The organism is Reyranella sp. (assembly GCF_036558665.1).
Classification (GTDB): Bacteria; Pseudomonadota; Alphaproteobacteria; order Reyranellales; family Reyranellaceae; genus Reyranella.
The window spans coordinates 15,739-36,010 of record NZ_DATBFE010000028.1 but is presented as its reverse complement, the minus strand read 5'-3'; the positions used below and the strand labels follow the sequence as shown (position 1 = coordinate 36,010).

The 20,272-nt window shown below is 66.1% G+C and carries 19 protein-coding genes; 11 read left to right on the top strand and 8 right to left on the bottom strand.

What is annotated here, in order from left to right:
- Positions 1-529, top strand: a 529-nt coding sequence (locus VH499_RS04380; RefSeq protein ID WP_332051472.1) for a DNA polymerase III subunit chi, incomplete at its 5' end; no start/stop codon positions are given.
- A gap of 14 nt (positions 530-543) precedes the next feature.
- On the opposite strand, the gene VH499_RS04375 is transcribed toward VH499_RS04380, so the two are convergent.
- Together VH499_RS04375 and VH499_RS04370 are read right to left on the bottom strand one after the other, a co-directional pair.
- A complete protein-coding gene (locus tag VH499_RS04375; RefSeq protein WP_332051471.1) occupies positions 544-1,626 on the bottom strand; it encodes a hypothetical protein in 1,083 nt (360 codons plus the stop codon).
- A gap of 6 nt (positions 1,627-1,632) precedes the next feature.
- Positions 1,633-2,670: a cyclase family protein gene (locus tag VH499_RS04370; RefSeq protein ID WP_332051470.1), complete on the bottom strand. Its 1,038-nt coding sequence runs from the start codon at positions 2,668-2,670 to the stop codon at positions 1,633-1,635.
- Between the two features lie 139 nt (positions 2,671-2,809).
- Here VH499_RS04370 and VH499_RS04365 point away from each other — a divergent pair, with 139 nt between their 5' ends.
- Positions 2,810-4,033, top strand: coding sequence for an MFS transporter (locus VH499_RS04365; RefSeq protein ID WP_332051469.1), 1,224 nt, complete (start codon positions 2,810-2,812; stop codon positions 4,031-4,033).
- Positions 4,034-4,037: 4 nt separating this feature from the next.
- Here the strand turns inward: VH499_RS04365 and VH499_RS04360 are convergent, their stop codons facing one another.
- A complete protein-coding gene (locus VH499_RS04360) occupies positions 4,038-5,906 on the bottom strand; it encodes an ABC-F family ATP-binding cassette domain-containing protein (RefSeq protein WP_332051468.1) in 1,869 nt (622 codons plus the stop codon).
- Between the two features lie 124 nt (positions 5,907-6,030).
- Between VH499_RS04360 and ndk the strand changes: the two genes are divergently transcribed.
- Positions 6,031-6,453, top strand: coding sequence for a nucleoside-diphosphate kinase (gene ndk / locus VH499_RS04355; protein ID WP_332051467.1), 423 nt, complete (start codon positions 6,031-6,033; stop codon positions 6,451-6,453).
- Between the two features lie 65 nt (positions 6,454-6,518).
- Here the strand turns inward: ndk and VH499_RS04350 are convergent, their stop codons facing one another.
- From VH499_RS04350 to purM, 3 genes are read right to left on the bottom strand one after another with little or no spacing between them, the layout of a single operon-like run.
- Positions 6,519-6,725: an aa3-type cytochrome c oxidase subunit IV gene (locus VH499_RS04350; protein WP_332051466.1), complete on the bottom strand. Its 207-nt coding sequence runs from the start codon at positions 6,723-6,725 to the stop codon at positions 6,519-6,521.
- A 42-nt stretch (positions 6,726-6,767) separates the two neighbouring features.
- Positions 6,768-7,418: a phosphoribosylglycinamide formyltransferase gene (gene purN, locus VH499_RS04345; RefSeq protein WP_332051465.1), complete on the bottom strand. Its 651-nt coding sequence runs from the start codon at positions 7,416-7,418 to the stop codon at positions 6,768-6,770.
- Positions 7,406-8,497, bottom strand: coding sequence for a phosphoribosylformylglycinamidine cyclo-ligase (gene purM, locus VH499_RS04340; RefSeq protein ID WP_332051464.1), 1,092 nt, complete (start codon positions 8,495-8,497; stop codon positions 7,406-7,408). Before purM ends, purN begins: the two co-directional genes overlap by 13 nt.
- 59 nt (positions 8,498-8,556) lie before the next feature.
- On the opposite strand from purM, the gene VH499_RS04335 reads away from it, so the two are divergent.
- The 5 genes from VH499_RS04335 to VH499_RS04315 are packed head-to-tail and all read left to right on the top strand — an operon-like array spanning position 8,557 to position 12,718.
- Complete coding sequence (locus VH499_RS04335) at positions 8,557-9,636, top strand: DUF2066 domain-containing protein (protein ID WP_332051463.1); 1,080 nt, start codon at positions 8,557-8,559, stop codon at positions 9,634-9,636.
- A gap of 22 nt (positions 9,637-9,658) precedes the next feature.
- Positions 9,659-10,741, top strand: coding sequence for an AI-2E family transporter (locus VH499_RS04330; protein WP_332051462.1), 1,083 nt, complete (start codon positions 9,659-9,661; stop codon positions 10,739-10,741).
- On the top strand, positions 10,738-11,466 hold the full coding sequence (locus VH499_RS04325) for a DnaA ATPase domain-containing protein (protein ID WP_332051461.1): 729 nt from the start codon (positions 10,738-10,740) through the stop codon (positions 11,464-11,466). Before VH499_RS04330 ends, VH499_RS04325 begins: the two co-directional genes overlap by 4 nt.
- Complete coding sequence (locus VH499_RS04320; protein ID WP_332051460.1) at positions 11,463-11,927, top strand: DUF2147 domain-containing protein; 465 nt, start codon at positions 11,463-11,465, stop codon at positions 11,925-11,927. Before VH499_RS04325 ends, VH499_RS04320 begins: the two co-directional genes overlap by 4 nt.
- A gap of 11 nt (positions 11,928-11,938) precedes the next feature.
- Positions 11,939-12,718, top strand: coding sequence for an SDR family oxidoreductase (locus VH499_RS04315; RefSeq protein WP_332051459.1), 780 nt, complete (start codon positions 11,939-11,941; stop codon positions 12,716-12,718).
- Here VH499_RS04315 and VH499_RS04310 read toward each other — a convergent pair.
- A complete protein-coding gene (locus VH499_RS04310) occupies positions 12,715-13,242 on the bottom strand; it encodes a histidine phosphatase family protein (protein WP_332051458.1) in 528 nt (175 codons plus the stop codon). The two genes, VH499_RS04315 and VH499_RS04310, sit on opposite strands and share 4 nt — an antisense overlap.
- 115 nt (positions 13,243-13,357) lie before the next feature.
- Between VH499_RS04310 and VH499_RS04305 the strand changes: the two genes are divergently transcribed.
- Together VH499_RS04305 and VH499_RS04300 are read left to right on the top strand one after the other, a co-directional pair.
- Positions 13,358-15,517, top strand: a complete 2,160-nt coding sequence (locus tag VH499_RS04305) for an RNA degradosome polyphosphate kinase (protein WP_332051457.1) — start codon at positions 13,358-13,360, stop codon at positions 15,515-15,517.
- A gap of 72 nt (positions 15,518-15,589) precedes the next feature.
- Positions 15,590-17,095 carry a Ppx/GppA family phosphatase gene (locus VH499_RS04300; RefSeq protein WP_332051456.1) on the top strand — a complete coding sequence of 502 codons (1,506 nt, stop codon included), beginning with the start codon at positions 15,590-15,592 and terminating at the stop codon, positions 17,093-17,095.
- 12 nt (positions 17,096-17,107) lie between these two features.
- Here VH499_RS04300 and rnd read toward each other — a convergent pair whose 3' ends face one another.
- A complete protein-coding gene (gene rnd / locus VH499_RS04295) occupies positions 17,108-18,265 on the bottom strand; it encodes a ribonuclease D (RefSeq protein ID WP_332051455.1) in 1,158 nt (385 codons plus the stop codon).
- 127 nt (positions 18,266-18,392) lie between these two features.
- Between rnd and aspS the strand changes: the two genes are divergently transcribed.
- The gene (gene aspS / locus VH499_RS04290) at positions 18,393-20,198 is read left to right on the top strand and encodes an aspartate--tRNA ligase (protein ID WP_332051454.1); all 1,806 of its coding nucleotides are present in this window, start codon (positions 18,393-18,395) and stop codon (positions 20,196-20,198) included.
- The last annotated feature ends 74 nt before the right edge of the window (positions 20,199-20,272 follow it).

Sequence of the window (20,272 nt, the reverse complement as noted above, 5' to 3'; positions counted from 1 at the left end):
CGCCCAAGGGCGCCACCGCCTATGGCGTGCGGCTGCTCGACCGCTGGATCGCCGACAACCACGAGCGCTGACGCGGGCCGTGCCCAGCGAGGTCAACTTCTATCATTTGACCCGGACGTCGCTCGAAGACACGCTGCCGCGTCTGCTGGTCAAGACGCTGCAGGCGGGCGAGCGCGCGGTGGTCATGCTGGGCTCGGCGGAGCGGGTCGATGCGCTCAACACCCATCTCTGGACCTACGATCCCGACGGCTTCCTGCCGCACGGCGCGGCGAAGGACGGCGACGCCGACCGTCAGCCGGTCTGGCTGACGCATCTCGACGAGAATCCGAACGGCGCGACCTTCCTGTTCATGGCCGACCATGCGCGCTCCGAGCGACTCGACGCCTACAAGCGCTGCTTCGAGCTGTTCGACGGCCGCGACGAGCAGGCGGTGGCCGAGGCGCGCGAGCGCTGGAAGGCCTACAAGGCCGCCGGCCATACCGTGATCTACTGGCAGCAGACCAGCAGCGGCTGGGAGAAGAAAGCCTAGAGTCCGATCCGCTATCAGCGCCGTGGATGGCGGAAGGCCCGCCAGGCGGCCCAAAGGCGTTCACCAATCCCGATCGCGCCTTCGCGGCGATAGAAGGACGGCAGGTCCTTCTCGAACTCGGCCAGGTAGGCGGCATAGGAGCGCGGCCGCATCCGGTCGGGCTGCGCTTGGGCCGCCAGGTCATCGAGTGCCCGGTCGACGACGAACAGGGGCTCGAACGTGGCCCGTTTGGCGAGCAGCAGCTCGGCCGCGGCGTCGGGCACGTTCCACAGCGAGAAGATCGCTGCGAGCTTGGCCAGCTTCCCGGCATCGAGTGTCCGCCGGCCGCCGTGCCCGGCCGCGGGATCGAGCGCGTAGTAGGCCTCGCCCATGAACGGCCGGCCGAACTCGGTCTCCGCCGGCGTCGGCCAGATGTAACGCCCGGGCAGCGCGCGCGTGGAATAGTGCCGCACCTCGAGATCGAACAGCTCGAACCCCTGGCGCCGCATGAAGCGGTCGGTGTTGTGGAACGTGTGTTGAAACGCAGAGTCCGAGCCGATGAACATCACCTCGAGCTGGACGGCGATCAGCCCGAACTCCTCGAACCGGCCGTCGAAGCTCATCAGCACCTCGAGATCGTCGCGGTCGATATCGATCTTGAGATAGTCGACATCCTTCCAGCCTCGCCGGGCCAGCAGCTCGGGAACGACGATCGGTCTTGACGCATCGGCCAGCTCGGTCGTCTGCCATTCATTCTGACGCATGCGCTCGTCGTGCGGGGCCTTGGCCAGCCATTCCCGGCGGATCTCGCGCGTGCGCATGTAGCTCAGGCGCGGCTTGATCAGATCGGCGACCGGCTCGACCGATGTCTTGTGACGATAAGGATGACCCTCCGGCAGGCCGGCGAACCCCGCCACGTATTCGGCGTCGGCGTTGCGCTCGGTCGCGCTCAGCCGCCGGCATTCGGCTTCGCTGGCGTCGACGCCCAGGATCCTGAGGTTTGGCTCAAAGATCCGCCATCTGGGATCGATGCCGCCCGAGCAGCCGACATCGACAAGTGCGAACGGCTGCGTCGTCAGGCCCTTGGCCACGAGCGCGGCGAAGGAAGACGCAGCCATGCGCGATCAGACCGTTGCCACCGGCGTGGCCGGCGAGCCGACGGCCCCGGGCAGGCGCAGCGGCGGTGCGGTCAGCAGGAAGCGCGAGCGCTTGCGCTCGCGCAGCCACAGCGCCAGGTCCTTCAGCCACCAGATCTCGCCGAGATTCAGGCCGAGCTTGAACAGGCAGTGGTTGTGGATGGGCAGCCAGGGATGTCCGGTGTCGTCCGGGCCGGGCCTGGCCGGCACGGCCTCGACGCCGTAGTTGTCGGCGATCAGGGCCGAGATCTGGCTGTCGGTGATCCATTGCAGGAGCCGCGGGTCACGGCCGTCGAGCACGCAGCACATCGCATGGCAACGCGCCGGGTCGATCTTCTTGTCCATCTTCGCGAGTTCGTCGGTGAAGCCGGTGTATAGCAGCAGCATGTCGCCCGGTTCGACCACGACCTTGTCGGCCTCGAGCACGCGCCTGAAGTCGCCGTAGCTGACGTACTTGTGGTCGCGGCCGTAGTGCTTCTCGAGGTCGACCATGACGGCGCGGCCCTGGATCGCCTTGGCCGCCATGTTCTCGACGCCGAGCTTGTGGGCGTAGCTCATGTGGCCGCAGCCGTCGCGGCCGGCATCCTGCTGCGGGCCGACGACGTCGGTGCCGGCCTTGAAGCCGTTGTAGTAGAGCGGCTCGGGCACGCCGTCGCCGTCGGCATCGAACATGCCGCCGACATGGGCGAGCGTGTCCCACTGCGTCGAGTATTGCAGCGTCAGGATCACGCGATCGTCGCTGGTGACATCCATGAACAGCGGATTGATCGTGTTGGTGAGGAAGTTGAAGCGCCAGCCGTTCTCGTCGCCTGTCGGCGACAGTACCGGCGGCAAGCGACGCGGGTTGAGCACGTTGCCGCCGGGCAGGTCGAGCGGCAGGCTGAGGCAGAAGGAGAGGCCTTCCTTCACCTCGGCGATGCCTTCCAGCACCTTCTTCGGCGTGATGAGGTTGAGGCGGCCGAGCTGGTCGTCGTCGCCCCAGTCGCCCCAGGTCGAGCCTTCGGGTCGATGCTTCCAGCGCTTCATGACGTTCCTCCCTGCTGTGCGCGGGGAGACTAGCCCGCGCTCGCGCCGCGCGTCATCACGCTTGCATGGCTCCTGCGCGCATTTCCGCAGTCCGCTGCCGGCCGGATCGTCTATGATCGATTGCAACAAGAGGTCGTGAATGTCTGCAGCAGTCGCCGTTCCCGCCGGCCGCGATGTCCGGGTCATCAGTCTGATCGGCGTGGCCCACGGCACCAGCCACTACTATCAGCTCGCCTTCGTCACGATGCTGCTGATCGTGCGCGATGCGGCAGGTCTCAGCTTCACGGAAGTCGGGCTGCTGGGCAGTCTGTTCTACGGCGTTTCGGGCCTCGGTCAGACCGCGGCAGGCTTCGCGGTCGACCGCTTCGGCGCGCGGCCCATCCTTGCCGGCGGCCTTGCCGCGCTCGGTCTGACGCTCGGCCTGATTTCCGTGGCGCATTCCTTTCCGGCCTTTGCCGCGATCGCGGTCCTGGGCGGCCTCGGCAACTGCGTGTTCCATCCGGCCGACTTCGCGCTCTTGAACGCCTCGGTGAACCAGAAGCGGCTCGGCCGCGCCTTCAGCATCCACGGCCTCGGCGGCTCGCTGGGCTGGGCGGCCGGGCCGGCGATGTATTTCCTCGACCACCTGTTCGGCTGGGTCGGCGCCGCGCTCATTGGCGCGATTCCCGGGCTCGTGCTGTCCGTCCTCGTGCTCGTGCATCGGACCGACCTTGTCGATCACCGCATCAAGGCGCGCAGCCTGGCCGCGGCGGAAGGCCGGGTCTCGGCGCGGTCGCTGTTCCTGCAGACGCCGATCCTGCTCTGCCTCGGCTACTTCGCGCTGCTCTCGACCAACACGGTCGGTATCCAGCAGTTCGCGGTGCCGGCCTGGAAGGACATGTTCGACGTGACCGAGAACTATGCCGCCATCTGCCTGATGGTGTTCGTGATCGGCTCGGCCGCGGGCACGTTGGTCGGCGGCTACTTCGCCGACCGCGTCCACCATCACGAGCGGGTTGCGGCCATCGGTCTCCTGTCAGCCGCGGCGCTCACCCTGCCAGTCGCCACGCAAACCGTCTCGGCCGCCTTGCTCCCATTGGTTCTGGCGATGGCGGGCTTCGCCGGCGGCACGACAGGTCCGTCGCGAGACATGATCGTGCGCCATGCGACGCCGGCGGGCGCATCGGGCAAGGTGTTCGGCTTCGTTTACTCGGGCCTCGACCTCGGCTCGTTCCTGGCGCCGCTGGTGTTCAGCCAGCTCATGAACCTCGGCGAGCCCGCGATGATGTTCTGGATCGCGACCGGCCTCTACGTGGTGAATGCCGGCATCGTCATGCTCATCCGCCAGGCGTCCGCGCCGCCCGTGCCGGCCGCCGCAGAGTAAGCGGTCACGCTGCCTCGTAGGCTTCCTGCGCCGCCAGCCATTCGTGCTCGGCGTGGGCGAGTTCGCGCTCCAGCCGCACTTTTTCCTTCTGCAACTCGGCGGCGAGCGCCGGGGGCGCCGATGAATAGGTCGCGGGATCGGCGAGCCTGGCTTCGAGCTCGCTTCGCTGCCTGGTGAGCTCGCCGATGAGTTTCTCGGCCTTCTCCAGCGTGCGCTTGAGGCGGCCGCGCCTGGGCTTCTCCGCCGGCACGGGAGCGGGCACCGGCTTCTCCTTCCTGGGCTTCACCTCCCTGGCGGGGCGCGTACCGCGTTCGCGCAGAAGCCGGGCCTGGTAATCGTCGATGTCGCCGTCGAACGGGCGCACCGTGCCGCCGGCGACCAGCCAGAGCTGATCGGCCACCATCTTCACGAGATGCGTATCGTGGCTCACCAGGACGACGGCGCCGTCGAAATCGTTGAGGGCGTCGATCAGGGAGGCGCGGGCATCCATGTCGAGATGGTTGGTCGGCTCGTCGAGCAGCAGCAGATGCGGCGCGTTGCGCGTGGCGAGCGCCAGCAGCAGCCGTGTCTTCTCGCCGCCCGACAGCACGCCCACCTTGAGGTCGGCGCGATCGCGCGAGAAGCCGAAGCGGCCGAGCTGGGCCCGTACCTTCGCTTCGCCGGCGCCGGGACCAAGCGCGCGGTTCATGTGGTCGAACGCCGTTTCGCCGTAGTCGAGCGCCTCCTCCTGGTCCTGCGAGAAGTAGCCCATGCGCAGCTTGGGCGTGCGCTTGATGGTGCCTTCCCGCGGTATCAGCCGGTCGCAGAGGAGGCGGATGAAGGTCGACTTGCCGTTGCCGTTCTGGCCCAGAAGCGCGATGCGGTCGTCCATGTCGAGCCGCAGATCGAGCTTGCGCAGCACGGCAGGACCTTCGGCGTAGCCCACGCTCACCTCGTCGAGTATCTCGATCGGCGAGGCGAGCTGGTCCGGTGCCGGGAAATTGAAGGCGATGCGCTCCTCGACCGGTACGGCGGCCACCGGCCCCAGCTTCTCGATCATCTTGAGGCGCGACTGGGCCTGGCGGGCCTTGCTCGCCTTGTAGCGGAAGCGGTCGACGAAGGCCTGCATGTGCTTGCGCTGGGCCGCGAGCTTGGCTTGCTGCGCGGCGTCATTCTCCAGCCGCTCTGCGCGCGTGCGTTCGAACGTGTCGTAGTTGCCGCTGTAAGTGACGAGCTTCTGCTGGTCGATATGGACGATGTGATCGCACACGTCGTTCAGGAGGTCGCGATCGTGGCTCACCATCAGCAGCGTGTGGCGAAAGCGCTTGAGATGTTCGGTGAGCCAAAGCTGCGCCTCGAGATCGAGATGATTCGAAGGCTCGTCAAGGATCAGGAGATCGGGATCGCTGAACAGCGTGCCGGCGAGCGCCACGCGCATGCGCCAGCCACCGGAAAATTCACCGCAGGGCCGGCCTTGGGCCTGGTTGTCGAAGCCGAGGCCGTTCAGGATCGAGGCAGCGCGTGCCGGCGCGGAGGCCGCCGCGATCTCCTCGAGCCGCATATGGATCTCGGCGAGCCGCAGGCCGTCGTGACAGGTTTCAGCTTCCGCCAGAAGCCGGGTGCGCTCGAGATCGGCCGCGAGCACCGCGTCGAGCACGCTGATGTCGCCGCCCGGAGGATCCTGCGGCACGGATCCGACGCGCGTGCGGCCCATGAGGTTGATATCGCCGCCGTCGGCCTCGAGCTCACCCTGGATCAATTTGAGCAGCGTCGATTTGCCCGCGCCGTTGCGGCCGACCAGGCCGACCTTCCAGCCGTCGGAGAAGGCCGCCGAGGTGCGATCGAACAAGATGCGTTCGCCATGGCGGAAGGAGAGATCGGTGATGTGCAGCATGAGGCGGCGGGGCTTTACCATGTGCAAGGGGGGCGAACCAAGGCGATTGGCCGGCTTGCCGGTGCCGACCCTCGTCTTTATAAGGCGCGCCCACTCGCTCAATTGAGACTGGCAAGAGGGATTCATGGCCGTCGAACGCACTTTCTCGATCATCAAGCCCGACGCGACGCGCCGGAACCTGACCGGCAAGATCAATGCCCGCTTCGAGGAAAAGGGCCTGCGCATCGTGGCGCAAAAGCGGCTCTGGATGAGCCGCAAGCAGGCCGAGCAGTTCTACGGCGTGCACAGGGAGCGACCATTCTTCAAAGATCTCTGCACGTTCATGACCTCGGGCCCGGTCGTGGTCCAGGTGCTGGAAGGCGAGAACGCCATCGCCGCGAATCGCGAGATCATGGGCGCCACCAATCCGGCCAACGCCGCGCCTGGCACCATCCGCAAGGACTTTGCCGAGTCGATCGAAGCCAATTCAGTGCACGGCTCCGATTCGCCGGAGACCGCCGCGGTCGAGATCGGGTACTTCTTTTCGGGCACCGAAATCGTCGGCTGAGCGGAAGCAGGCGATGAAAAAAGCGGCCTGAAGAGGCCGCCTTTTGCTTGGCTGTCCGGCGACCGTCAACCCAGGACGGCAAAGCCTATGATCAGCGCCAACGTGCCGCCGATGCCGAGAAGCAACGCGAGGACCGGCACATGGCCCACGAGTCCCAGCGCCATGGTGCTCAGCAGCAGCACGAGCCAGAGGATCATGAAGAGAACCAGCTTGCCGAAGGCCTGATAGGTGTCCTGGTGCGCGCGGTACTCGTCCTGAGTTGCTTCGGCCATCGAGGCTCCCCCGTGTGAACTTCTGGGCAGTTTTATAGCGGACTAGGGTTCGGTGGAAAAGAGCAGGGTGCCGCCGGGCGCCACGCCTTTAACCTCGACACCGCGATCCGTCTCGACCACGCGCCCTTCCGCGAACCAGCGCACGACCAGCGGATAGAGATGGTGCTCTTGGCGCAGGATCCGCGCAGAAAGCATCTGCTCGGTATCGCCGGGTAGCACCGGCACCGCCGCCTGGGCAACGATCGGTCCTGCGTCGAGATCGGGAACGACCAGGTGGACCGTGCAGCCGCTGATCCGGACGCCGGCCTCGATGGTCTGCCGCTCCACTTGCCGGCCCTTGAACGCCGGCAGCAGCGAGGGATGGATGTTGATCAACCGGCCGGCCCAGCGCTCGACGAACCAGCGGTCCAGGATTCGCATGAATCCCGCAAGCGCCACCAGTTCGACGCCGTGCCGCTCGAGCGTCGTTGACAGGACGCGATCGAAGCTCTCGCGATTGGGGTAGCCCTGGTGAGAAACGACGGCGGTGGCGACACCGGCCTTGTCGGCGATCCCAAGGCCGGGAGCGTCCGCGATGTTGCTGACGACGCAGGCGATCTCGGCAGGATAGTCCGGTTCGTCGGCCGCCCGGATCAGCGCAGCCATGTTGCTGCCGCGCCCAGAGATCAGGATCCCGACCCTCAGCTTCGCCATAGGCTCGCGGCATGTTCGACCACGCAGTCCGCCTCGAGACCCGGCGCGCGCTCGATGATACCGATCTCGCTCACGGTCTCGCCGGCATCGACGAGTGCCTGGGCAACCCGCGCCGCGTCGTTCTTCGCGGTTACGACAATCATCCCGATGCCGCAGTTGAAGGTGCGCAGCATGTCGTCGACCGACACGTTCCCGACCTCGCGCAGCCAACCGTACACGCCAGGTGCGTCCCATTGCCGTGCGTCGAGCCGCGCCCGCAAGCCGCCGGGCAGGCAGCGCGGGACGTTTCCCGGCAGGCCGCCGCCCGTGATGTGGGCCAGCCCCTTGATCGCGCCGGTCGCCCGGATCGCCGACAAGAGCTGCTTGACGTAGATGCGCGTCGGTTCGAGCAGGGCCTCGCCCAGCGAGCCGCTGCCGAACGGCGAGGGTGCGTCGTAACGAAGCGCGCTGCGCTTCACGACGCTGCGCACCAGCGAATAGCCGTTGGAATGCGTGCCGCTGGCCGCGAGGCCCAGCACGACGTCGCCCGCGGCGATGTCCGCCCGCGGCAACAGCTGCGCGCGCTCGACGGCGCCCACGGCGAACCCTGCAAGATCGTAGTCGCCCTCGCCATACATGCCGGGCATTTCCGCGGTCTCGCCGCCGATCAGCGCGCAACCGGCGCGGCGACAGCCCTCCGCGATTCCGGAAACGATGCGGCGGCCCGTGTCGATCTCGAGACGGCCGGTGGCGTAGTAGTCGAGGAAGAAGAGCGGATCGGCGCCTTGCACGACGATGTCGTTGACACACATCGCCACGAGGTCGATGCCGACGGTGTCGGGGATACCCGCTTCGATCGCTACCTTGAGCTTGGTGCCGACGCCGTCCGTGCCGGACACGAGGATGGGGTCGCTAAAGCCCGCCGCCTTGAGGTCGAACAGTCCGCCGAAGCCACCCAGACCGCCCATGACACCGCGGCGATGGGTACTCTGCGCCAGCGGCTTGATGTCTTCGACCAACGCATCGCCCGCGTCGATATCTACTCCCGCGTCCTTGTAGGTCAGCGGCGGGCGATTGTGTCCGGGGGCGTCGGGCTTCAAGCCGGGCTCATTCGTGCTAGATAGGTGGCGCGAACATAGCCAAAAACCGGACTCCCGCAATGCCGCCAGCCCGCTGGTTTTCCACGATTCTCGCCGTCATGCTGGCGGTTGTTGCCACTATCGGGCGTGCGCAGGCGCAAATCGCCAGCAACAACACCTACACGATCCCCGGTGTCGAGGTCGACATTACCGGCACGGACGCCGTCAAGGCGCGCGACCAGGGTATCCTGGAGGCCGAGCGGAAAGCCGTGAAGATGCTCATCGACCGCATGGTCGCGGCGGAAGATCGCGCGAAAGTGCCGCCGCTCGACGATGCTCGGTTGCAGAGCCTGGTGCGCGGCGTCGAGTTCGCGCGCGAACGCGCCGCCGGCAGTCACTATCAGGCGACGCTGAACATCGTTTTCAGCGCCCAGCCCGTCAAGGCATGGCTTGGCGAGGCGGGAATCGGTCTCGTCGAAACGGTGGCGCGCGCGGCACTGGTCGTGCCGCTGTGGAAGGACAAGGACGGCGTCGAGGCGCTGGATGATCGCAATGCCTGGCGTGATGCCTGGCAAGGACTCGACACCGCGGGCAGCGCCGTGCCGGTGACGGTGGTGCGCGGCGACCAGCTCGACCAGAACGTGCTGTCGGTCGAACAGGCGTATGTCGGCGATGTCTCGGCCCTGTCGCGGCTGAACGAACGCTATCACGCACCCACGATCATCGTGGCGATCGTCGAGGGCGACAAGCAGTCGGGTCCACTCTCCGTCAGCGGTATCCGTTACGATACTCAAACCGGCGCCCGCAGCGACATCCCGAAGGTATCGGTCAACGATGCGCAGGGACTCGCGGATGCGGCCAAGGCCATGCATGCCAAGCTCGCCGAGCAATGGCGCAGCATTGCCGTCGTCCGGCGCGATTCGGAAGCGGCGATGGACGTGACGGTGTCGATCCGCGCTCTGAGCGACTGGGTACAGATCCGCCAGCGACTGGCCTCGGTGCCGGCGGTCAAGAAGATATCGGTCCGCACGCTGGAGGCCGATCGCGCCGACTTGCACCTCGACTATTTCGGCACGTCCGACCAGCTGCAGCAGACCTTGGCCCAGGCTGGATTGCAGCTCGACAAGGATGGCGATCAATGGCGGCTGCGGGCCCGCTGATCTGCTCCTGCGGAACCCTGCGGTGAACCGGCAAGAATCGACCAGTCGCTGGCGCTTCTGGGTGGGTGCGGCGGCGCTGTTCGTGCTGACGCTGTGGCTGCTGAACGACATTCTGCTGCCGTTCGTGGTCGGCGGTGTGGTCGCCTATTTCTTCGACCCCGTGGTGGCGCGGCTGCAGCGGCACGGCCTGTCGCGGACGCTGGCTACTACGACGGTGACGATTCTCGCGGCGCTGATTGCGATCGGCGCGGCCTTCGCGATCGTGCCGCCGGTGTTCAGCCAGGTCGAGGCGCTGGTAAGCAAGGCACCAGAGTACATCGTGAACGCCGCGACCCGGCTGCAGCCGATGATCGAGCCGCTGCGGGCCAAGCTGGGACTCGAGCCGCTCAGTTTGCGCGACCTCCAGGCCGAGGCCTCGCAATGGGCCGGGCAGGCGCTCGCCATCCTGGGAGGCGTGGCCAGCCGCGTGGCACAGCGCGGTGCCGCCGTGATCAACCTTCTGGCGCTGCTGTTTCTGACCCCGGTCGTGACCTTCTACCTCCTGCGCGACTGGCCGAAGGTACTGGCCGCCATCGACAACGCCCTGCCGCGAGATCATGCCGACACGGTGCGCAAGCTCGCGCGCGAGTCGAATGCGGCCGTTGCCGGCTACGTGCGCGGCCAGGCGCTGGTCTGTCTCTGTCTCGGCACGATCTACGGCGCGGGCATGTCGCTCGTCGGATTGCAGTTCGGCTTCGTCATCGGCCTGATCGCGGGGTTGATCTCCTTCATCCCGTTCGTCGGCACGCTGGTCGGTGCCACGATGGCGCTCGGCATGGCGCTGGCGCAGTTCCCGCCCGACTGGATTTCCGTCGTGAAGGTGGCGGCAGTTTTCCTGATCGGACATTTGTTGGAGGGCAACGTGCTGTCGCCCAAGCTGGTTGGGGACAGGGTTGGCCTTCACCCGGTGTGGATCATGTTCGCACTACTGGCGGGCGGCTCGCTGTTCGGCTTCGTTGGCGTGCTGGTGGCGGTGCCGACCGCCTCCGTCGTCGGCGTGATCGTGCGCCATCTCCTGGCGCGCTATCATGCGAGCGCGCTCTATCGTGGAGCCGACATCGAGTGAAGGGCGGTGACCTTGCCATGGTGAACCAGCTCATCCTTGATCTGGCACTGCCCCCGCCGACCTATGCGCGCGGGGACTTCGTCGTGACCGCCGGCAACCGCGAGGCCTTGGCGTGGATCGATCGCTGGCCGGACTGGCCCGCGCCTGTGCTTGCGCTCTGCGGGCCGGCCGGATGCGGCAAGACTCATCTCGGGCACATCTGGGCGGCAGGCACCCGGGCACCGATCATTGAAGGTCGGGACCTCGACGGCAAGACGGTCGCCGATCTCGCCGCCTTGTCCGACGCCTCGCACGCCATTGCCATCGAACATGCCGATCGGGCTCCCGAGCGCGCGCTGTTCCATCTCTACAATCTGATGCGTGAGCGGCACGGCTCGCTGCTGTTGATCGCCGAGCACCCGCCTGCGCATTGGCGGATCACCCTGCCGGATCTTGCCTCCCGGTTGCGTGCGGCGCCGGCGGTGGCGGTTGCGCCTCCGGATGACGATCTGCTGGGCTCGATCATCCTGAAGCAGCTCGCCGACCGGCAATTGCATGCCGGCGCGGGCGTCGTGCACTATCTGGTCTCCCACATGGAGCGGTCGGCCGAGTCGGCACGACATGTGGTGGCGGCGCTGGACCGCCGGGCGTTGGTCGAACGGCGCGAGATCGATCGGCGGCTGGCAGCTGACGTTCTCGCGGAATTGTCGGCGGCATCGCCACCGACGGAGGGGAGGAAGGAATGAAGAAACTTGCCATCGTGGCTGTCTGTTGCATGGTCGCGTTCGGCGCGTCGGCGCAGACGCCGTCGGTCATGGGAACGTGGCTCACCGCCTCCGGCGTTGCAAAGGTCCGCATCGGGCCGTGCGCCGATGCAGCGAGCGGACCGATCTGTGGCTTTGTCGTCGGGCTGATCAATCCAAAGGGGCCCGACGGCAAGGTCGTGGCGCCCGACGTGGCGACCGACTATCGCAACACCGATCCTGCGCTGCGCGCGCGCAAGGTGCTCGGCATGCCGCTGATCTGGGGCTTCAAGAAGACCTCGGATCCCAACGCCTACGAGGGCGGCCAGATCTACAATGGCGAGAACGGCAAGGTATACAGCGCCAATATCAACCTTCAGCCGGACGGCACATTGCGGCTGCGCGGCTATGTCGGCTCGCCGATGTTCGGCGAGACGCAGGTGTGGACGCGCGTCGATCAGTAGGGAGCGAAGCGATGGATATGGGAATCAAGGGCCGCAAGGCGATCGTGTGCGCGGCGAGCAAAGGCTTGGGCAAGGGCTGTGCCCTGGCGCTGGCCGAGGAGGGTGTCGACCTCGTGATCAACGCCCGTACCAAGAACGAGCTCGAAGCGACGGCCGAGGAAATCCGCAAGAAAACCGGTGTGAAGGTGACGGCTGTCGCGGTGGACGTCACGACCGACGCCGGCCGCAAGCAGGTGCTCGCCGCCTGTCCCGAGCCCGACATCGTGGTCAATAACGCCGGCGGTCCGCCGCCGGGCGATTTCCGAGACTGGAACCGCGACGACTGGATCAAGGCGATCGACGCCAACATGCTGACGCCGATCGAATTCATCAAGGCGACCGTAGATGGCATGATGAAGCGCGGCTTCGGCCGCATCGTGAACATCACCTCGAGTTCGGTGAAGGCGCCGATCGATATTCTGGGTCTGAGCAACGGCGCCCGTTCGGGCCTGACCGGCTTCGTGGCCGGCGTGGCGCGCGTCACGGTCAAGCATGGCGTCACCATCAACGCCCTGCTGCCGGGGCAGTTCGCCACCGACCGGTTGCGCGGAACCTATCGGGCCCGGGCAGCCAAGAGCGGAAGAACCTACGAAGAGGAATACAAGGCAGGCGAGGCGGTTCATCCCGCCGGCCGGTTCGGCACCCCCGAGGAGTTCGGGGCGGCCTGCGCGTTCCTTTGCAGCGTCCACGCCCGCTACATTACCGGGCAGAATCTGCTGATGGATGGTGGCCAGTATCCTGGAACGTACTAGGCAGCGCCGGCGACGTCGCGCGGACGTACGAAGGCGACCAGTTCGGCCGAGCCCATAGCGAGATCGGCCCAATGTTGGGCCGGCGTCCGCAAGGTCGCCAACGCACCGGTCGGGAATTTTTCGCGCAGAGCGTCGATCAGAGCGGAAGGACCGCGGCCGGCCAGAGCCTCGGCGAGCTGGCCGATGCCTTCGTTGTGCCCGATCAGGAGAACCGTCGCGGCTTCGTCCGGCAGGGCACGCAGTCGCGTCAGAAGTGCGGTCTCGGAGGCGAGATAGAGGCCCTTTTCCAGCGAGATGGGCGGGGCAGGGGTGGTCAGGCGGCGGACCAGCGGCGCCAGTGTCTGACGCGTCCGCACCGCCGTCGAGCACAGGATGATGTCGGGCCGAGGGGTCTTGCGCGCAACATGGTCGGCCATAAGGTCGGCCGCGCGTTCGCCCCGTGCGCTCAAAGGGCGTTCATGATCGGTCAGGCCAGGATTGCTCCAACCGGACTTGGCATGCCGCAGAAGGAGGACTGTCTTCACGAGGTCATCCCAAAAAAATCTATGAGAAACAAGTAATTAGCTAATTGCCATGACACCGTCATGTAGTGGCGGTAGCGTTCTGTGCATAGATTGCAGGAACCTCGACCAGCGAACGATGGACGCCCTCACCACCTCCGCAGCCGGCGAACGGCCGTCTGCCATAGCAGCCGATAGTCCACGACGCTTCATCAATCGCGAGCTGTCGTGGCTCGCCTTCAACACGCGCGTCCTCGAAGAGGCCAGCAATCCCCGCCATCCGCTGCTGGAGCGCGTGCGCTTCCTGTCGATCTCGGCCGCCAATCTCGACGAATTCTACATGGTGCGCGTGGCCGGGCTTGTGGACATGTTGCCCAACCGCTCGACCTTGCTGAGCGATGACGGCCTCACGCCGGCCGAGCAACTCGCCGCGATCCGCGAGCAGGCCTCCATCCTTATGGCCGAGCAACAGCAGGCCTGGGCGACGCTGCAGGGCGAACTGCGCGCGGCCGGCATTGCGGTCCTCAATGCCTCCGAACTCGTCGAAACCGAACGGACCTGGCTGGAACAGTACTTCATCGACCAGGTCTTCCCGATCCTGACGCCACTGGCGATCGATCCCGCCCATCCGTTTCCGTTCATTCCCAATGGCGGTTTCTCCGCCCTGCTGAAGCTTCAGCGCAAGGACGACAAGCGCACACTGATGGCGCTGCTGCCGCTGCCGTCCCAGGTCGACCGCTTCGTTCGCCTGCCAGGTGCAGCCATCCGCTTCCTGCCGCTCGAGGAACTGATTGCGATCTTCCTGCCGCGTCTCTTCCCAGGCTACGAAGTAACGGCACGAGGTTTCTTCCGGCTGATCCGCGACAGCGACGTCGAGATCAACGAGGAATCCGAGGATCTCGTCCTCCTCTACGAGAGCGCGCTGAAGCGGCGCCGCCGCGGCGACCTGATTTCGATTACGCTCGACGCGGCCATGCCGGCCGAGCTGCGCGACTTCCTGTTCGATCAGCTCGAGATTGCTGGCCATACGGTCCACATCTTCGAGCTCGAGCGCATGCTCAATATCGGCGACGTCAAGGCGGTGATTGTCGACGACCGGCCGGATCTCAAGTTCGTGCCCTATATCGCGCGTTTCCCCGAGCGCATCCGCGACTTTGGCGGTGACTGCTTCGCGGCCATCCGGGCCAAGGACATCGTGGTTCATCACCCCTACGAGAGCTTCGACGTGGTGGTGCAGTTCCTGCGTCAGGCGGCGCGCGACCCCGCGGTCGTGGCGATCAAGCAGACGCTCTATCGGACTTCGGCCGATTCGCCGATCGTGAAGGAGCTGATCGCGGCGGCGGAAGCCGGAAAGACGGTCACGGCGCTGGTGGAACTCAAGGCCCGCTTCGACGAGGAAGCCAACATCCGGTGGGCGCGCGACCTCGAGCGCGCCGGGGTGCAAGTGGTCTACGGCTTCATCGACCTCAAGACCCATGCCAAGGTGTCGATGGTGGTGCGCCGCGAAGCGCAGTCGATTCGCACCTACGTGCATTTCGGCACCGGCAACTATCATCCGATCACGGCGCGCATCTACACCGACCTGTCGTTCTTCACCTGCGATCCGGCCATGGGACGCGACGCGGCGCGTCTGTTCAACTTCATGACCGGCTACGCCCGCCCGGAGAAAATGGAGAAGATCGCCTTCGCGCCGGTCACGCTTCGCTCCACACTGTACGACCTGATCGACACCGAGATCGCCAATGCCGAGGCCGGCACGCCGGGCGCGATCTGGGCCAAGCTCAACTCTCTCGTCGACCCGCAGTTGATCGACCGGCTCTACGCCGCATCGCGGGCGGGTGTGCAGATCGACCTCGTGGTGCGCGGTATCTGCTGTCTGCGGCCGGGGGTGCCAGGCTTGAGCGAGAATATCCGCGTCAAGAGCATGATCGGCCGCTTCCTGGAACATGCGCGCATCGTGTGCTTCGGTGCGGGCGTCGCCCTGCCGTCTGCACAGGCCAAGGTCTTTATTTCGTCCGCCGACTGGATGCCGCGGAATCTCGACCGGCGGGTCGAGCTCCTGTGCCCGGTGGAAAATCCCACCGTTCACGAGCAGGTCCTGGATCAGATCATGGTGGCCAACCTCAAGGACGACGGCCAGAGCTGGACGATGACGCCCGAGGGTGCGTATGTGCGCCCCCACCCGGGCAAGGAACCCTTCATCGCCCATCACTATTTCATGACGAATCCGTCGCTTTCGGGCCGGGGAAGCGCGTTGCGTCTGAGCGGCGCGGTACCGCGACTGGTTCTCAGCTCCTGAGCGGGGGGCGCGCGCCTCGACGCCCTTATTTGTCGCTGCAAATGCGCCCGGTTTCGGCTAGACGGGGCGCGCATGGACGGCCAACAGACCGCACAGGCCCGCGTCGAGGACGGCCACGTCGGGGAGGGCCGCGTCGGCATCATCGACGTCGGCTCGAATTCGATCCGGCTCGTCGTCTACGAGCGCGCCAGCCGGGCGCCGTTGCCGGTATTCAACGAGAAGGTTCTGTGCGGTCTTGCTCGCGGTTTGGACGCGACCGGGCGGCTGAACCCTGGCGGCGTCGAGCTCGCGCTCGCCAACATCGACCGCTTCGTTACGCTCGCTCAGAACATGAAGGTGAAGTCGCTCGACCTGCTCGCCACCGCGGCGGTGCGAGATGCCGTCGATGGGCCAGATTTCATGCACGAGCTCGAGCGGCGGCCGGAAATCAAGGCCCATATCGTCAGCGGCCAGGACGAGGCGCGCTATTCCGGATACGGCGTAATGTGCGGCATGCCGGATGCGTCGGGGGTCATGGGCGATCTGGGAGGCGGCAGCCTCGAGCTGGTGGCTCTCGGACAGGGCCGGATCGGCGCCTCGAGCACCTTGCCGGTCGGACCGCTGCGGCTCATGTCGTCGGGCAAGAGCGATCCCAAGCGGATCGTCGTCGATGCCATCGACGAAGTGCGCTGGCTGCGCGACGAAATCGGCAAGACGTTCTACGCGGTGGGCGGCGCGTGGCGGTCGTTTGCGAGACTGCACATGGAGCAGGCGGGCTATCCGCTGCACATCATCCATCAATACGACATACCGGCGGACGATGCCCGCGCGGTGGCGCGGCTGATTGCCGTGCAGAGCGCCAAGTCGCTGGAAAAGATGCCCGGCGTGTCGCGACGCCGTGTCGAGACGCTGCCCCTGGCCTGCCTCGCCCTCGACCGGCTGCTGGCCGCGCTCAAGCCGCGCAACGTTATCTTCTCCGCGTTCGGGCTGCGCGAGGGCTTCTACTATTCGCGGCTCGGCGCGCAGGAGCAGGCGCGCCATCCCCTGATCGCCTTTGCCGAGGAGCAGGGTGCCGGCTGGCGGCGCTTCGACCTTTCGCCGATGGAGATCTTCGACTGGCTGACGCCAGTCTTCGCCGGCGAAAGCGCCCCCGAGCGCACCCTGCGCACGGCGGCGTGCCACCTGAGCGACATCTCGTGGAACGATCATCCCGACTATCGCGCCGAGCAGGCCTATGTGCGTGTACTCCATCTGCCGGCGCCGGGCATGAGCCATCGCGATCGCGCGGTGCTCGCGATGACGCTCACCTATCGGTACAAGAGCGACCCCAGGTCGGCGACGGTCGATACCGCGCTCCGGCTCAGCGACGGCAAAGGCCGATCCTTTGCGCGGCGCCTCGGTGCCTGCCTGAGGCTGGCCTACAATCTTTCGGGCGGAGCGCCGGGCCTGTTGCCGCAAATCGAGCTGCGCCGCACCGAGCGCGATCTGCGCCTGATCGTACCACCCCTGCTGAAGCGAAGCCTGGGTGACGTTACCGCGCGTCGCCTGGAGAGCGCCGCGGAAGCGTTTGACCTGAAATCGGTCATCGTGTCCGACTGAGCGCAACCAGCTCTATTTCGAGGGCGCGACCGGCAGCAGCTTCGCATGCTCGCCTTCGAGGGCAAGCGCGAGGCGGCCCTCGATCAGGTCGATCGCGTCGCGACCGAAGATGTCGTGCCGCCAGCCCGTCAATACGTGGACGTCGCGCTTGCCCGCAGCCAGGCGGTCGAGCTCATCCGCGCTCGCGACGAGGCGGGCCGCCACCCCCGCCTGCTCGGCCTTGAGGCGCAGCAGGGTGCGCAGCAGATCAACCACGGCGCCCGGCGCGCGAAGCTGTTCGGGCGGCTTGTCGCGCGTCGGCAGCTCGGACTCCGGCATCTGCCGGGCCTTCTCGATGGCTTCGAGGATCTCGCGACCCTGCCAGCCCTCTGCAAAGCCGCGGCCGAGGCCACGGGTCATGGCCAGCTCCTCGATCTTCTTGGGCGCATGACTGGCGATCTCGAGAAGCTGCTCGTCGCGCAGCAGGCGCTGCCGTGGGATGTCGATCCGCTGCGCCGTTCGCTCGCGCCAGGCGGCGACTTCCTTCAAGGTTCCGAGCAAGCGTGGCGAGGCGCCGCGGGGCTTGAGGCGCCGCCAGGCGAGGTCGGGATCGGCGCGATAGGTCGCCGGATCGTTCAGCACGGCCATTTCCTCTGCGATCCAGGGCAGGCGGCCGCTCTTCTCGAGCTGACGGCGCAATTTCTCATAGACGACGCGCAGATGCGTCACGTCGGACAGGGCGTAGGTGATCTGCCGCTCGCTCAGCGGCCGGCGGCTCCAGTCCGTGAAACGGCTGGACTTGTCGATGCGTGCCTTGGCGAGCTTGGTCGCAAGCGACTCATAGGAGGCTGCCTCGCCATGGCCGCAGACCATTGCTGCGACCTGCGTATCGAACAGCGGCTGCGGCACGCGGGTCATCCGCAGATAGAAGATTTCCAGATCCTGACGCGCGGCATGGAAGACCTTGAGGACCTTGGAATTGGCCATCAGCTCGTCGAGCGGGGACAGGTCGATTCCCTCGGCCAGCGCGTCGATGGCGGCAGCGTCCTCCGGGCCCGCCACCTGCGCCAGGCAGAGCTTGGGCCAATAGGTGCGCTCGCGCATGAATTCGGTGTCGACCGCGACGAATTCGGCATCGGCCAGGGGCTTGCAGAACGCCGCCAATTCGTCCGTCTTGGTGATGAGCTTCATTGGGGACGATCTATAGACCCGGCGGCGTCGTCCGGCAAAGTTGACGCGCAGGGAAAGAGCCGGCCAGCTTGACTTGACGGCGCGATCCGTGCCTTTTGCCGGGCCGTTAAAACCCGGAATTTCCGTAATGTCTTCCGTTTATCGAACCCATACCTGCGGCCAATTGAGGCTGGAGCATGTCGGCCAGACAGTCCGTCTCTCGGGCTGGGTCCAGCGCAAGCGCGACCACGGCCACCTGCTGTTCATCGACCTTCGCGACCACTACGGCGTCACCCAGATCGTTGTCGATGCTGCGAGTCCCGTGTTCAAGGCCGCCGACGCCGTGCGCAACGAAAGCGTGATCACCGTAACTGGCGCGGTCGTCGCGCGTGACAAGACGACGGTCAATCCACGCCTCGAGACCGGCGAGATCGAGCTCGATGCCCGGGAGATGACGATCCAGTCGATGGCCGAGCCGCTGCCAATTCCGGTCTACCAGGAGAACGACACCACTCCGGAGGAGTTGCGGCTCAAGTACCGCTTCCTCGATCTGCGCAAGGACAAGCTGCACCGGAACATCATGCTGCGCAGCCAGGTGATCGCGAGCCTCCGCCGGCGCATGATCGAGCAGGGCTTCACCGAGTTCCAGACGCCGATCCTGACCGCGGACAGCCCCGAGGGCGCGCGCTCCTATCTCGTTCCGAGCCGCCTTCATCCCGGTAAGTTCTATGCGCTGCCGCAGGCGCCGCAGATGTTCAAGCAGCTCCTGATGGTGTCGGGCTTCGACCGCTATTTCCAGATCGCTCCCTGCTTTCGCGACGAGGACGCGCGGGCCGATCGGGCCCCCGGCGAATTCTATCAGCTCGACTTCGAGATGAGTTTCGTTACCCAGGAGGACGTGTTCGCGGCCATCGAACCCGTACTCGGTGGCGTCTTCCAGGAATTTGCCGCCTTCAACCGCGAAGTGCCGCGCAAGGTGACGCCGTTCCCGTTTCCGCGCATTCCCTATGCTGACGCGCTGTTGACCTACGGCACCGACAAGCCGGATCTGCGCAATCCGCTCAGGATATTCGACGTGGGCGAAGTCTTCGCCGGCTCGGACTTCAAGGTGTTCGCCGGCGTCGTCGCCAAAGGCGGCGTGGTGCGCGCGATCCGCGCTCCCAACGCCTCAGGCCAGCCGCGAAGCTTCTTCGACAGGCTGAACAGTTGGGCCCAGGGCGAGGGCAAACCCGGCCTCGGTTACATCGTGCTGGAGGGCGGTGCAGGGAAGGGGCCGATCGCGAAATTCGTGACCGACGAGCGGCTGGCCAGACTCAAGGCGCTGACGGGCGGCGAGGATGGCGACGCGGTGTTCTTCGTTGCGGATCAGCCGGAGGCGGCCTGGAAGTTCGCGGGCCAGGCGCGCAGCAAAATCGGCGAGGAGCTGGGCGTGATCGCGGAGGACGAGTTCCGCTTCTGCTGGATCGTCGATTTTCCCATGTTCGAGTACGACGACAAGCTGAAGAAGATCGACTTCAGCCACAATCCGTTCTCGATGCCGCAAGGCGGGCTGGAAGCGCTGGAGACGCAGGATCCGTTGACCATCAAGGCGTGGCAGTACGACATCGTCTGCAACGGCATTGAGCTTTGCTCGGGCGCGATCCGGAACCACAAGCCCGAGATCATGTACAAGGCGTTCGGCATCGCAGGCTATAGCCCGGAGGAAGTGGAGCATCGCTTCGGCGGCATGCTCAACGCCTTCAGGTACGGTGCCCCGCCGCACGGCGGCGCGGCGCCGGGCGTGGACCGCATCGTCATGCTGCTGGCCGACGAGCCCAACATCCGCGAAGTGATCACATTCCCGATGAACCAGCAGGCCGTGGACCTGATGATGGATGCACCGACCGAGGTGCCGGCGGAGAAGCTGCGGGAGCTGCACATCGCATTGAAGCTGCCGCAGGCCAAGAAAGAATAGCCGATCGCCGTCACGGAGGCAGCGCCATGCTTGCCGCTCTGCGCGCTCGCTGCCAAACTTTGGCCAACGCCGGC

Excerpts from the sequence above, each read along its gene's own strand:
- VH499_RS04375 (WP_332051471.1), bottom strand. The coding sequence starts at position 1,626 with ATGGCTGCGTCTTCCTTCGCCGCGCTCGTGGCCAAGGGCCTGACGACG.
- VH499_RS04370 (WP_332051470.1), bottom strand. The coding sequence starts at position 2,670 with ATGAAGCGCTGGAAGCATCGACCCGAAGGCTCGACCTGGGGCGACTGG.
- VH499_RS04365 (WP_332051469.1), top strand. The coding sequence starts at position 2,810 with ATGTCTGCAGCAGTCGCCGTTCCCGCCGGCCGCGATGTCCGGGTCATC.
- VH499_RS04360 (WP_332051468.1), bottom strand. The coding sequence starts at position 5,906 with ATGCTGCACATCACCGATCTCTCCTTCCGCCATGGCGAACGCATCTTG.
- ndk (WP_332051467.1), top strand. The coding sequence starts at position 6,031 with ATGGCCGTCGAACGCACTTTCTCGATCATCAAGCCCGACGCGACGCGC.
- VH499_RS04350 (WP_332051466.1), bottom strand. The coding sequence starts at position 6,725 with ATGGCCGAAGCAACTCAGGACGAGTACCGCGCGCACCAGGACACCTAT.
- purN (WP_332051465.1), bottom strand. The coding sequence starts at position 7,418 with ATGGCGAAGCTGAGGGTCGGGATCCTGATCTCTGGGCGCGGCAGCAAC.
- VH499_RS04335 (WP_332051463.1), top strand. The coding sequence starts at position 8,557 with ATGCCGCCAGCCCGCTGGTTTTCCACGATTCTCGCCGTCATGCTGGCG.
- VH499_RS04320 (WP_332051460.1), top strand. The coding sequence starts at position 11,463 with ATGAAGAAACTTGCCATCGTGGCTGTCTGTTGCATGGTCGCGTTCGGC.
- VH499_RS04315 (WP_332051459.1), top strand. The coding sequence starts at position 11,939 with ATGGATATGGGAATCAAGGGCCGCAAGGCGATCGTGTGCGCGGCGAGC.
- VH499_RS04305 (WP_332051457.1), top strand. The coding sequence starts at position 13,358 with ATGGACGCCCTCACCACCTCCGCAGCCGGCGAACGGCCGTCTGCCATA.
- VH499_RS04300 (WP_332051456.1), top strand. The coding sequence starts at position 15,590 with ATGGACGGCCAACAGACCGCACAGGCCCGCGTCGAGGACGGCCACGTC.
- rnd (WP_332051455.1), bottom strand. The coding sequence starts at position 18,265 with ATGAAGCTCATCACCAAGACGGACGAATTGGCGGCGTTCTGCAAGCCC.
- aspS (WP_332051454.1), top strand. The coding sequence starts at position 18,393 with ATGTCTTCCGTTTATCGAACCCATACCTGCGGCCAATTGAGGCTGGAG.